Raw genomic sequence first — 12,584 nt, 5'->3', positions numbered from 1 at the left:
GTGACTCCGGCCGCTGCCGCCCTCCGCACCCCGCTGTCCGTCCCCCGCGGTCCGTTCCGCGCCGGGGACCGAGTGCAGCTCACGGATCCGAAGGGCCGGCTGCACACGATCGTGCTGGAGCCCGGGCGCTCGTTCCACACCCACCGGGGCGCGATGGACCACGACGCCCTCATCGGGCTGGCCGAAGGCAGCGTGGTGACCTCCGCCGGCGGCACCGCGTACCTGGCGCTGCGCCCGCTGCTGTCGGACTACGTCCTGTCCATGCCGCGAGGCGCCCAGGTGATCTACCCGAAGGACGCCGCCCAGATCGTGGCCATGGGAGACGTGTTCCCTGGCGCCCGGGTGTTGGAGGCCGGCGCCGGCTCCGGCGCGTTGACCTGCTCGCTGCTGCGGGCGGTGGGTGAGCACGGCCAGGTCGTCTCGTACGAGCGCCGGGAGGACTTCGCCCAGATCGCCCGCCGCAACGTCGAGGCGTTCTTCGGCGGCCCGCACCCGGCGTGGACGCTGCAGGTGGGGGAGGTGGCTGAGTGCGTTGAGACGGACTTCGACCGGATCATCCTGGACATGCTCACCCCGTGGGAGGCGCTGGACCTGGTCGCCCGCACGCTCGTTCCCGGCGGGGTGTTCGTCGGTTACGTGGCCACCACGCCTCAGCTGTCGGAGCTGGTCGAGGCGCTGCGCGAGCACGGTGGGTTCACCGAGCCCCGCGCCTGGGAGTCGCTGGTGCGCGACTGGCACGCCGAGGGCCTCGCGGTGCGCCCGGACCACCGCATGATCGCGCACACCGCGTTCCTGGTCTCCTCGCGCCGGTTGGCCCCCGGTGTCACGGCGCCGCCGCGGCGGCGTAAACCGAGCAAGGGAGCAGAGGCGTACGCGCTGCGCCGCGCCGCGCAGGCGGCGCTCGCCGCCAGCGCCCAAGCAGTCGCGACCGACGGCGTCCAGGTGGTGGCTGAGCCCGGCGCCGACCAGGGGGCCTGAGGTGAACCGGCCGACGTTCGGGCCGGGCAACGAGCTCCCATCGGTCTTTCCGGACTGGTCGCCGTACCGGGATCTGGACTCCGCGACGCGCGCTTACCTACGTGATCCCGAGATCGCCCTCGACGCCTTGGGCGGGGTGCTCCAGGGCGCCCAGGTCATGACGTTCACGTTGGAACGCTTCGTCAACGACGTCAATGGCGTCTGGCAGGAGGCTGTGGTCTGCGACGGCAGCCGGCTGATCCTGTGGCACGGCGAGGACGTGCCGCCGGGCGATGGTCCGGCGGGCGCGATGACGTCGTCGCTGCGGGTGGTGCCGTTGTCGACGGTCACCGAGGTGGGCTGCCGTCGCCGATTGATCCGGATGGACGCGGGCGCGGTCCGGGTCGACACGATCGACGTGTACCTGTTGCTCAGCTCGATGGACGAGGCCGGGCCGGGGGGCGAGTCGGCGTCGGCGCGTCATGACGCGCTGCGCTTCAGCAAGACGCTCGACGACGGCGGCGCCGGCCAGATCGCCCGGCTTGAGGAGTTCGCCAGGGTCGTCGCTTCGGTGGTGGGCCGGCCGCTGCTGTGACGGCGCCGCCGCTACGGACTGCTTCGCGGCGGTGGCTAGCTGGTCGGCGGCGCCTCTGGCCCGGCCACCGCGACGCCGTCGGCGGACCGCCGGACGTGGATGCACTCGCCGGGGCAGTCCCGCGCGGCGTCGATGACGTCCAGACGTAACCGTTCTGGCACGCCGACGGCGCTGCCGCCTGAGGTCAGCAGCTCGCCGGTTTCGTCCTTGACGTAGGCCAGACCGTCGATGTCGAATTCGAAGATGTCGGGGGCGTACTGGACGCAGAGCCCGTCGCCGGTGCACAGGTCCTGGTCTACCGAGACCTGTAGGTGGCTTTCCGACATCCTTTCCTCCTGTCCTGCCAGTCCGGCTTGCACAATCGTGATCTGTTCCCGTTGCGCTCGGCTACTTCGAGGCATTAATTCGTTTTGAAGCCTTTAGTCCGCTTTTAAGGCGGTGGTCTCTCTGGCCACCGGCAACGCCACCGCTATCCGCCGACCGTACCCGACCATCATCCGGGTGGCCCAACGGCGCCGTCTGCCCGGATCAAGGTTGTGGCACACCGAGTGTCGGGTCTGCTCAGAACAGCCCGGGACGGGCTAGTGTGAGACAACGAACGTTCAATCCCCCGGGGAGGTGGGACGTGGCACGCAGCGACGAACCAGATTCGCGCGCCGCGCGGTGGGAGAAGGAAGCGCACGACCTCTCCGCCCAGGTCGCGTTTCTTCAAGAAGAGCTCGCAATGGTCCGGCGCAAGCTGACCGAGAGCCCGCGACACGTCCGGCAGCTCGAGGAGCGCCTCGCGGCAACGCAGGCGCAGCTGGCCCGGACCGCGGAGAACAACGAACGGCTCGTGACCACCCTCAAGGAGGCTCGGGCTCAGATCGTCGCCCTCAAGGAGGAGATCGACAAGCTTGCCCAGCCGCCGAGCGGCTATGGCGTGTTCCTCAGCGCGTACGAGGACGGCACCGTCGACATCTTCACCGGCGGTCGCAAGCTCAGGGTCGCCGTCTCGCCGTCCATCGAGGTCGATGGACTCCAGCGGGGCCAGGAGGTCCTGCTCAACGACGCCATGAACATCGTCGACGCGCTGGGCTTCGAACGAGCGGGCGAGGTCGTGCTGCTCAAAGAGGTCCTCGAGGGCGGCGACCGCGCGCTGGTCATCAGCCACTCCGACGACGAGCGGGTCGTGTACCTCGCCGACAGCCTCACCGGCGAGCGTATCCGCGCCGGTGACTCGCTGCTCATCGAGCCGCGTTCCGCCTATGCCTACGAGCGCATCCCCAAGAGCGAGGTCGAGGAACTCGTTCTTGAGGAGGTCCCCGACATCGACTACACCGCCATCGGCGGCCTGCATTCGCAGATCGAGCAGATCCGGGACGCCGTCGAGCTGCCATTCCTGCACGCGGACCTGTTCCGCGAGCACCAGCTTCGCCCGCCCAAGGGCATTCTTCTTTATGGCCCGCCCGGCTGCGGCAAGACGATGATCGCCAAGGCGGTGGCGAACTCGCTTGCGAAGAAGATCGCCGAACGTCAGGGCAAGGAGAAGCACACCAGCTTCTTCCTCAACATCAAGGGCCCGGAGCTGCTCAACAAGTACGTGGGCGAAACCGAGCGGCACATCCGGCTGATCTTCCAACGGGCCCGCGAGAAGGCCGGCGAAGGCACCCCCGTCATCGTCTTCTTCGACGAGATGGACTCGGTCTTCCGGACCCGTGGCTCCGGCGTCTCCTCCGACGTCGAGACGACGATCGTCCCGCAGCTGCTCAGCGAGATTGACGGCGTCGAAGGCCTGGAAAACGTCATCGTCATCGGCGCCTCCAACCGCGAGGACATGATCGATCCGGCCATTCTGCGCCCCGGCCGGCTCGACGTGAAAATCAAAATTGAGCGTCCGGACGGCGAGGCGGCCAAGGACATCTTCGCCAAGTACATCCTCACCGGCCTGCCCCTGAGCGCCGACGACCTTGCCGAGCACGGCAACGACGCCGACGCCACGGTCGCCGCGATGATCGAGGCGGTCGTGCTGCGGATGTACGCCGAGACCGACGAGAACCGCTTCCTCGAAGTCACCTACGCCAACGGCGACAAGGAAGTCCTGTACTTCAAGGACTTCAACTCCGGCGCGATGATCCAGAACATTGTCGACCGGGGCAAGAAGATGGCTATCAAGGAGTTCCTCTCCTCGGGCCGTAAGGGTCTGCGCCTGCAGCACCTGCTCGACGCCTGCGTCGACGAGTTCCGCGAGAACGAGGACCTTCCCAACACCACCAACCCCGACGACTGGGCTCGCATCTCCGGCAAGAAGGGCGAGCGGATCGTCTACATCCGCACCCTCGTCTCCGGCGGCAAGGGCACCGAGGCGGGCCGCTCCATCGAGACCGCCAGCAACACCGGGCAGTACCTGTAGTCGAGAGCGCATGCGAACGGGGCCGGCGACAACGTCGGCCCCGTTCGCATGCGCCGGGTCCGACCAGCGGTGACCCATCTGATCTCAGGGGGGCACAAACCGCTCAGCGGGGTTTAGGCTCACAGCAGGGCCCTGCATCGAGCCGGGGCCCGACGACGCCGTCACGCGGCGCGTCGTCAGTCACCACCGGGAGGCAGTCAGTTGATCGGGAGCAGGCACCAGCACGGCGCTCGCGCCGCCCGACCGGGCCGGGCCGCCGCATGACCGTCCGCCGCATCATGGGGGTCGAGGTCGAGTACGGCATCTCCGTTCCCGGCCAGCCCGGCGCCAACCCCATGGTCACCTCGTCCCAGATCGTCAACGCGTACGGCGCCCGACCCGAACTCAACCGGGGCGGCCGTGCCCGGTGGGACTACGAGGAGGAGTCGCCGCTGCGCGACGCGCGGGGATTCACCTACGCCGGGGCCGTCTACGATCCGGCCGAGGCGCTCGCCGACGAAGATCTGGGTCTGGCCAACGTCATCCTGACCAATGGCGCCCGCCTGTACGTCGACCACGCCCACCCCGAGTACTCCACGCCCGAGGTGAGCAACCCGCGTGACGTGGTCCTGTGGGACAAGGCCGGGGAGCGGGTGATGGCTGACGCCGCCCGCCGGGCCGCCACCATTCCGGGCGCGCCGCCGATCCAGCTCTACAAGAACAACACCGACAACAAGGGCGCCAGCTACGGCGCCCACGAGAACTACCTGATGAGCCGGCAGACCGCCTTCGCCGACATCGTCACCCACCTGACGCCGTTCTTCGTCACCCGGCAGATCGTCTGTGGCGCGGGCCGCGTCGGCATCGGCCAGGACGGTGGCGGCGAGGGCTTCCAGATCTCCCAGCGTGCTGACTTCTTCGAGGTCGAGGTCGGTCTGGAGACCACCCTCAAGCGGCCGATCATCAACACCCGCGACGAGCCGCACGCCGACGCCGACAAGTACCGGCGCCTGCACGTCATCATCGGCGACGCCAATCTTTCCGAGATCTCCACCTATCTCAAGGTCGGCACGACGGCCCTGGTCCTCACCCTCATCGAGGAGAAGGTTCTCTCCGGCGACCTCGCCATCGCCGATCCGGTCAGCGAGCTGCGCGCGGTCAGCCACGATCCGACGCTCAAGCACCTGATGCGGATGCGCGACGGTCGGCGCCTCACCGCATTGGACCTGCAATGGGCCTACTACGAACGGGCCCGGTCCTACATCGACACCCGCTACGGCGCCGACGCGGACGAGCAGACCGGGGACGTCCTCGCCCGCTGGGAGCGGGTTCTCGACCGGCTCGGGCGTGATCCCATGATGTGCGCGGACGAACTGGACTGGGTCGCCAAGCTCCGGCTGCTCGAGGGCTACCGCGAGCGGGAGTCCCTCGGCTGGTCGTCGCACAAGCTCCAACTGGTGGACCTGCAGTACTCCGATGTCCGCCTCGACAAGGGCCTGTACCACCGGCTCGTCGCCCGTGGGGCGATGAAGAGGATCCTCACCGATGCCCAGACCGAACGGGCGATGGTTGAGCCGCCGGAGGACACCCGGGCGTACTTCCGGGGTCGCTGCCTGGCCCAGTACGCGCCTGAGGTCGTGGCAGCCAGTTGGGACTCGGTGATCTTCGACATCGGCCGTGAGTCCCTGGTCCGCGTGCCGATGATGGAGCCGGAGCGGGGCACCAAGGCTCATGTGGGCGCGTTGTTCGATCGGTGCCCGAGCGCCAAGGATCTACTGGAGGCGCTCTCCGGCCGTTGACGCGTCACCGGGCGGCGATGATGGCGAAACTCCCCATCCAGGGCAGGTGGATTCCTCGCCCCCACGCGGTAGGTTTTGAGGCAACGCGTCGACGGCCCGGGATGCTTGGGCTCCGGTGGTTGGCGGGTTCGGAATGCGGCGCGGGCGAATGTGGCGCGCCGGACAGGCGGTGGCTTCACCACCGCTGGGCGCTGAGGAGGGTCGATGGCAGCGAAGGACAGCGGCGGTCAGTCGCAGGAAGGCCGTTCGAGGCGGGACGAGGAAGTCGCTGAGGCGACCACCGAGACCAACCCGGAGATCGCTGAACGGCACGCCGAAATCACCGAGGACGTCGATGATCTGCTTGATGAGATCGACTCCGTGCTGGAGGAGAACGCCGAGGAGTTCGTCCGGGGTTACGTGCAGAAGGGCGGCCAGTAGCGGGCTGTTCGCCGCGCTGGGCGTTCGTGCCGTCCGCGTGATAGCCCGGCGTGAACACGTTGACCACGGTCCCGACACGGGCTGGGTCCCCGGGATAGGCTGCTCTCACTGCAACGACGGCCTCGGCTGGCTCCGCGACGACGCCGACCGCCTGACGAACGCGATCTCGTACCTGAAAGGAACAACGTGGCAGCGGGTCTCGATCCATCCTGGCGTCTTCCGGCTGTGTTCGCCGCGCCGGCTACGTCCTCCTTCACGGACTTCCTGACCATGTCCGCGCCAGAGCTGCTGCCTGGCCGCCGGCCCCTGCCGCTGGGCGACGCCGGCGACCTGGCCCCGCACGGCACCACGATCGTCGCGGTCGCCTACTCGGACGGCGTGATCATGGCTGGCGACCGCCGGGCCACCATGGGCAACATCATCGCCAGCCGGGACATCGAGAAGGTCCACTCCGCGGACGCGTACTCACTCATCGGTATCGCCGGGACCGCCGGCGTCGGCCTCGAGCTGATGCGTCTGTTCCAGGTGGAACTGGAGCACTACGAGAAGATCGAGGGCGCGATGCTCTCGCTCGACGGCAAGGCCAACCGGCTCGCCACCATGGTCCGCAACAACCTCGGCGCGGCGATGCAGGGGCTTGCGGTGGTGCCGCTGTTCGGTGGCTACGACCTCGACTCCGTGGACCCGAGTCGCAAGGGCCGGATCTTCAGCTTCGACGTCGCCGGCGGGCTCTACGAGGAGTCCGGCGGGTACGACGCGATCGGCTCCGGCTCCCTGTTCGCCAAGTCCGCGCTGAAGAAGCGCTACCGGCCGGGCCTGTCCGCCAGCGAGGCGATCCGCCTGGCGATGGAGGCGTTGTACGACGCGGCCGACGACGACACCGCCACCGGCGGGCCCGATCTGACGCGCAAGATCTTCCCGGTCGTCATGTCGGCTACGGTCGAGGGCACGCACCGGCTCACCGAGGCCGACACCGAGGCGGTCGCCCGGGCCGTCGTCGACGCCCGGATGGTGAACCCCGGCGGGTGACCGCCGCACGTCAGCGCATCCCGTCGTGACCGCAGTGGAGTAAGGAGCACCACCCGACATGGCCATGCAGTTTTACGCCTCGCCCGAACAGATCATGCGCGACCGGTCGGAGTACGCCCGCAAGGGCATCTCCCGTGGCCGGAGCGCGATCGTTCTCAGCCACGAGGGTGGCGTGCTGTTCGTCGCGGAGAACCTCTCCAAGGCGCTGCACAAGGTGAGCGAGATCTACGACCGTATCGGCTTCGCCGCCGTTGGCCGCTACAACGAGTTCGAGAACCTGCGCGCCTCCGGCGTCCGGATGGCCGACCTGCGCGGATACTCCTATGACCGCCGCGACGTGACCGGGCGCGCGCTGGCCAACGCCTACGCCCAGACCCTCGGCGCGATCTTCACCGAGCAGTCCAAGCCGTTCGAGGTGGAGATCTGCGTCGCTGAGGTGGGTCACGTCCCGGAGAAGGACGAGCTGTACCGGCTCACCTACGACGGATCGGTGCAGGACGAGCCCGGCCGGATGGCCATGGGCGGCCAGGCCGAGTCGATCGGCGCGGTTCTGCGTGACCGCCACCGCCGTGACATGCCGTTGCCCGAGGCCCTGCACCTGGCGGTGGAGGCGCTGTGCAGCGTCGGTGGCGAGAACGGGAACCCGCGGTCCCTCGCCGCTGACCAGCTTGAGGTGGCGGTGCTCGACCGTCGTCGTCGCGGTCGCACCTTCCGTCGGATCGTCGGCAACGCGTTGACGTCCCTGCTGGAGAAGCCCGCCGCGAAGCCTGAGGCCGATCCGTCGGCGGACCCGACGACGCAATCAGATCTCGGATCCGCGCAGCAGTGACCAAACCGCTCCAGAGGGCTAATGTCTCACTATGGAGCGTCGCATTTTCGGTCTTGAGACTGAGTACGGTGTCACCTGCACGTACCGCGGTCAGCGTCGCCTGTCTCCGGACGAGGTGGCCAGGTACCTGTTCCGCAGGGTGGTGTCCTGGGGGCGGTCCAGCAACGTCTTCCTGCGTAACGGCGCCCGGCTCTACCTCGACGTCGGCTCCCACCCCGAGTACGCCACCCCGGAGTGCGACTCGGTCGTCAACCTCGTGGCCCATGACCGGGCCGGCGAACGTATCCTCGAAGGGCTTCTCGTCGACGCGGAGAAGCGTCTACACGACGAGGGCATCGCCGGCGAGATCTATCTGTTCAAGAACAACACCGACTCGGCCGGCAACTCCTACGGTTGTCACGAGAACTACCTGGTATCCCGGCACGGCGAGTTCGGTCGGCTGGCCGACGTGCTCATCCCGTTCCTGGTGACCCGGCAGCTCATCTGTGGGGCCGGCAAGGTGCTCCAGACGCCCCGCGGCGCGGTCTACTGCCTCTCGCAGCGGGCTGAGCACATCTGGGAGGGCGTCTCCAGCGCCACCACCCGCAGCCGGCCGATCATCAACACCCGGGACGAGCCGCACGCCGACGCCGAGCGGTACCGACGGCTGCACGTCATCGTCGGCGACTCGAACATGAGCGAGGTGACGACGCTCCTCAAGGTCGGCAGCGCCGACCTGGTGCTCCGGATGATCGAGGCCGGAGTGGTCATGCGGGACCTGACCCTGGAGAACCCCATCCGGGCCATCCGGGAGGTCTCCCACGACGTCACCGGGCGGCGCCTCGTGAAGCTCACCTCGGGCGCCGAGGCGAGCGCGCTGGACATCCAGCGCGAGTACCACGCCCGGGCTGCGGAGTTCGTCCAGCGGGACAGTCAGGATCCGGTCGCGCACCGGGTCATCGCGTTGTGGGGGAAGGTCCTGGACGCGGTCGAGTCGGGCAACCTCGATCCGGTGGCCCGCGAGATCGACTGGGTGGCGAAGCTCAAGCTCATCGAGCGGTACCAGGCCAAGCACGATCTTCCGCTGGGCAACTCGCGCATCGCCCAGCTCGATCTGGCCTACCACGATGTGCGGCGGGGCCGGGGCCTGTTCGGGCTCATGGAGCGCCGCGGCGCCGTCGACAGGATCGTCGGCGACCTCGACGTCTACGAGGCCAAGGAGACTCCGCCGCAGACCACCCGGGCCCGGTTGCGGGGCGAGTTCATCCGCAACGCGCAGGAGAAGCGGCGCGATTTCACCGTCGACTGGGTGCATCTGAAGCTCAACGACCAGGCCCAGCGGACGGTCCTGTGCAAGGATCCGTTCCGATCCCACGACGAGCGCGTCGAGCGGCTCATCGCGAGCATGTGATCGACTGGTGTCGCGCCGCCCCGGACGTCACGCCCCCTGATCCAGCAGCGCGGCGGCGTGACGTCCGGCCGCGGCGGCGGCCAGGAAGTACCAGTAGTCCGCCTCCAGGCCACGGCCCATGGTGCGTAACGGAGCTGGGCTGGTGCGCAGCGCGGCGTCCAGGCCCGTGGTGTCGACCGCGACGATCCGGTGCGGCGGGCTCAGCCGGGCGGCGGCGGGCGCGACGAGCGCCGCGAGCGCCGCCGGCAGTTCGCGCGGCGTCACGAGGTCGGCGGGGCGGAGCGCCACGGTCCCGTAGGCGGTCAGGCTGTGGTGTGAGATGCCGAGGTGGCGGGGGCGTGGGTCGGCGTCGGAGATCCGCAACGATCCGACGGGGCGACCGCCCAGCACCGACACGGCGTTGACGGCCTCACCGACGGCGGCGCCGGAGAAACCCCAGGCGGTGCCGGCGCCGGCGTTGCCCGGCCCTTGGGCGACGATCGTCACCTCGGCGTCGAGCACGGCGCGGGCGGCGATGAGTGCGCTGTGCAGGTTCACCGCCTCCAGGTCGCCACCGAATGCCTGACCAGCGGTGACGACGCCGACGAGTCTGCCCGCGAGCGCGTCCAGGGATCTTGAGAACCAGGCGGGGAGCGCCCCGCCGTCGGTCATGACGTAGGCGACCCTGGCGTCGGGCCGGCCGGCGTGGACGCCGGCGAGGATCGGTGGCAGCGCGGAGTGCAGGTCGGCGAGCACCACCGGCATCGAGTCCAGGGCGGCGCCGCCGAGTGCTTCGGCGGCGAGCATGCGCGGCCGGTGCGGTGAGGCGTCCTCGTCGACGGCCAAACCGATCGTCTGGAGCGGGGTGTACCTGGCTTTGACCAGGTGCCCGTGGTCGCGGTCGGCGCCGAACGGCGGGTCGGCGGGGAGCCGGTCGGGCACCGCGACGACGAAGGCGTAACCGCCGGTGCCGAGGCCCATGTGCAGCGCCCCGGTGTTCAGCAGGACCTGGTCGCCCACCTCGGGCTCGCCGACCAGCGCCGGATAGGCCAATGCCCGCACCTGATCGCCAGCGACGCGCACCGCCAACTCGACCGCGCCACGCCAACGTCGTCGGACCGCCGTCACCTCGCCGCTTCGCCATCGCACCACGCACGGCACGGTAGCCGACCGACGGTAACCGGGCCGCGCCGCCGCGCCAGGGGCGACGTGGGCGCAGCGCGCTGCTAGCGTCGACGCCGTGTCGCGGACCCGCACCGAACGTCTGGTCAACCTGGTGATCTGCCTGCTGTCGACGAGGCGGTTCCTCACGGCTGCCCAGATCGCCGCGACGGTGCCTGGCTACGAGCACGACGCCCGTGACGAGCGTCAGCATGAGGCGTTCCAGCGCAAGTTCGAGCGGGACAAGGCTGAGCTCCGCGATCTGGGAGTGCCGCTGGAGACCGGCACGACCAGCGTGTTCGACACCGAGCCCGGGTACCGGATCGCCCGTCGCGAGTACGCCCTGCCCGAGGTGCGGCTGGAGGCCGACGAGGCGGCGGCCGTCGGCATCGCGGCCCGGCTGTGGCAGCACGCCGGCCTCGCCGCGGCTGCCACTTCGGGCCTGGCGAAGCTGCGCGCCGCGGGCATCGACGTCGACCCGCAGTCGGCGCCCGGGTTGGAGCCGATCGTCACGGTGGACGCGGCGTTCGCGCCGCTCGCCGCCGCCTCCCGGGACCGTCAGAGCGTCACCTTCGACTACCGGGCGCCGGCGGCGGACCAACCGCAGCGGCGACGCCTGCAGCCCTGGGGCGTGGTGTGCTGGCGGGGCCGGTGGTACGTCGTCGGCCATGACCTGGATCGGGCGGCGACCCGCTCTTTCCGCCTGTCCCGCGTGGTCGGCGAGGTGGTGTCGGTGGGGGAGCCACGGGCGTTCGAGGCGCCTGAGGTGGATCTGTTGAGTCAGGTGCGCCGTTGGTCTGGTCCGCCAGAGGTCTCCGGTATCGCGCGGGTGTCGGCGCGCCCAGGCCGGGCGGTGGGTCTTCGCCGGTGGGCGTCCAGTTGTGAGCCGGGCCCCGACGGTGATGTGCTGGAGCTGCGCTTCGGCGACGTGGAGTCGTTCGCCGGATACCTGTGTGGCTTCGGGCCGGATGTCCGGGTGCTGGGTCCGTCCGAACTTCGGGAGGCGGTCGTGTTGCGGCTCAAGGAGATGGTGGCCCGCGCCGAGGCGCCGGCCGGTGACGGCGCCGGCCCGACGCTCCCTGCGGCGCGCCGGTGAGCGCGCCGCGCGGCGGTCCGTCCGCCGAGCGTCTGGCCCGGCTGCTGAATCTGGTCCCGTACCTGCTGGCCCGCCCCGGCATCGCGATCGAGCAGGCGGCGGCCGACCTCGGCGTCACCGAGAAGCAGCTGCGGGAGGACCTGGAGCTGCTGTGGGTGTGTGGCCTACCCGGCTACGGCCCGGGCGACCTCATCGACATGGTGCTCGACAGCGACCGGGTGACGATCACCTACGATGCCGGCATCGACCGTCCGCTGCGGCTCACCCCGGACGAGGCGCTGGCGTTGGTGGTGGCGCTACGGCTGTTGGCGGAGACGCCCGGGGTCGGCGATCGTGGGGCGATCGAACGCGCGCTGGCCAAGATCGAGTCGGCGGCCGGTGAGCTGGCCGGCGCGCCGGTCGCCGTCAGCGCCGGGGCGCCCGACGAGCGGGCGGCGCGGGCCCACGAGGCGCTGCGTTCGGGCCGGGCCATCCAGATGACCTACTACACCGCCAGCCGGGATGCGACGACCCGCCGGATTGTCGACCCGGTCCGCGTTTTCGCCGTCGCCGGCCACACCTACCTGGAGGCGTGGTGCCGCCAGGCGCAGGCGTTGCGGCTGTTCCGGGCGGACCGGATCGACGAGTTGGTCCGGTTGTCGGAGCCCGCCCAGCCGCCGCCGACGCCAGCTGCGCCGATCGAGGGGGCGTTCCGGCCGTCGTCGCAACTGCCCCTGGTGACGCTGCGCGTCGGGCGGGGGGCCCGATGGATCACCGAGTACTACCCGTGCGAGCAGGTCGTCGAGAGCGCCGGGGACTGGCAGGTGTCGCTGCGGGTGTCGGACCTGCCGTGGGCCCGCCGGCTGGTCCTGGGTCTGGGTCCGCAGGTGACGGTGACGAGCCCGACCGAGCTGGTGGAGCTCGTACGGGACGGGGCCCGCGAGGCGCTCGCGGGCTACGCCACACCGTGACCGGCCGG

At 69.9% G+C, this 12,584-nt stretch carries 13 protein-coding genes; 11 read left to right on the top strand and 2 right to left on the bottom strand.

Translation table 11 applies throughout. The features are described 5' to 3' along the window. Positions 1-978 carry a tRNA (adenine-N1)-methyltransferase gene (locus ABD287_RS12755; RefSeq protein WP_344172583.1) on the top strand — a complete coding sequence of 326 codons (978 nt, stop codon included), beginning with the start codon at positions 1-3 and terminating at the stop codon, positions 976-978. 1 nt (position 979) lies between these two features. Continuing rightward, positions 980-1,552 carry a hypothetical protein gene (locus ABD287_RS12750; protein ID WP_344172581.1) on the top strand — a complete coding sequence of 191 codons (573 nt, stop codon included), beginning with the start codon at positions 980-982 and terminating at the stop codon, positions 1,550-1,552. A 35-nt stretch (positions 1,553-1,587) separates the two neighbouring features. Here ABD287_RS12750 and ABD287_RS12745 read toward each other — a convergent pair whose 3' ends face one another. Next, a complete protein-coding gene (locus tag ABD287_RS12745) occupies positions 1,588-1,878 on the bottom strand; it encodes a ferredoxin (protein WP_344172579.1) in 291 nt (96 codons plus the stop codon). A 299-nt stretch (positions 1,879-2,177) separates the two neighbouring features. Here ABD287_RS12745 and arc point away from each other — a divergent pair, with 299 nt between their 5' ends. The 7 genes from arc (at position 2,178) to pafA (ending at position 9,390) form a co-directional block, all read left to right on the top strand. Continuing rightward, positions 2,178-3,944: a proteasome ATPase gene (arc, locus tag ABD287_RS12740; protein WP_344172577.1), complete on the top strand. Its 1,767-nt coding sequence runs from the start codon at positions 2,178-2,180 to the stop codon at positions 3,942-3,944. Between the two features lie 260 nt (positions 3,945-4,204). After that, a complete protein-coding gene (gene dop, locus ABD287_RS12735; RefSeq protein WP_344172575.1) occupies positions 4,205-5,722 on the top strand; it encodes a depupylase/deamidase Dop in 1,518 nt (505 codons plus the stop codon). A 204-nt stretch (positions 5,723-5,926) separates the two neighbouring features. Beyond that, positions 5,927-6,142: a ubiquitin-like protein Pup gene (locus ABD287_RS12730; protein WP_344172572.1), complete on the top strand. Its 216-nt coding sequence runs from the start codon at positions 5,927-5,929 to the stop codon at positions 6,140-6,142. Next, complete coding sequence (locus ABD287_RS12725; protein WP_344172570.1) at positions 6,057-6,410, top strand: endonuclease domain-containing protein; 354 nt, start codon at positions 6,057-6,059, stop codon at positions 6,408-6,410. Before ABD287_RS12730 ends, ABD287_RS12725 begins: the two co-directional genes overlap by 86 nt. Further along, entirely contained in the window at positions 6,329-7,171 is an 843-nt protein-coding gene (prcB, locus tag ABD287_RS12720; RefSeq protein ID WP_344172568.1) for a proteasome subunit beta, read from the top strand. The genes ABD287_RS12725 and prcB overlap by 82 nt, the downstream gene beginning before the upstream one ends. A gap of 58 nt (positions 7,172-7,229) precedes the next feature. Then, positions 7,230-8,000: a proteasome subunit alpha gene (gene prcA, locus ABD287_RS12715; RefSeq protein ID WP_344172566.1), complete on the top strand. Its 771-nt coding sequence runs from the start codon at positions 7,230-7,232 to the stop codon at positions 7,998-8,000. A 31-nt stretch (positions 8,001-8,031) separates the two neighbouring features. Further along, on the top strand, positions 8,032-9,390 hold the full coding sequence (pafA, locus tag ABD287_RS12710) for a Pup--protein ligase (protein WP_344172564.1): 1,359 nt from the start codon (positions 8,032-8,034) through the stop codon (positions 9,388-9,390). A 27-nt stretch (positions 9,391-9,417) separates the two neighbouring features. On the opposite strand, the gene ABD287_RS12705 is transcribed toward pafA, so the two are convergent. Beyond that, positions 9,418-10,521: a DUF3866 family protein gene (locus ABD287_RS12705; protein ID WP_344172562.1), complete on the bottom strand. Its 1,104-nt coding sequence runs from the start codon at positions 10,519-10,521 to the stop codon at positions 9,418-9,420. An 88-nt stretch (positions 10,522-10,609) separates the two neighbouring features. Here ABD287_RS12705 and ABD287_RS12700 point away from each other — a divergent pair, with 88 nt between their 5' ends. Together ABD287_RS12700 and ABD287_RS12695 are read left to right on the top strand one after the other, a co-directional pair. Further along, positions 10,610-11,626: a helix-turn-helix transcriptional regulator gene (locus tag ABD287_RS12700; RefSeq protein WP_344172560.1), complete on the top strand. Its 1,017-nt coding sequence runs from the start codon at positions 10,610-10,612 to the stop codon at positions 11,624-11,626. Next, complete coding sequence (locus ABD287_RS12695; protein WP_344172558.1) at positions 11,623-12,576, top strand: helix-turn-helix transcriptional regulator; 954 nt, start codon at positions 11,623-11,625, stop codon at positions 12,574-12,576. Before ABD287_RS12700 ends, ABD287_RS12695 begins: the two co-directional genes overlap by 4 nt. Positions 12,577-12,584 lie beyond the last annotated feature (8 nt).

It is taken from the genome of Pilimelia columellifera subsp. columellifera (assembly GCF_039532605.1).
GTDB lineage: Bacteria > Actinomycetota > Actinomycetes > Mycobacteriales > Micromonosporaceae > Pilimelia > Pilimelia columellifera.
The sequence above is the reverse complement of the archived record's forward strand: the minus strand, read 5'-3'. Positions and strand labels throughout refer to the sequence as shown.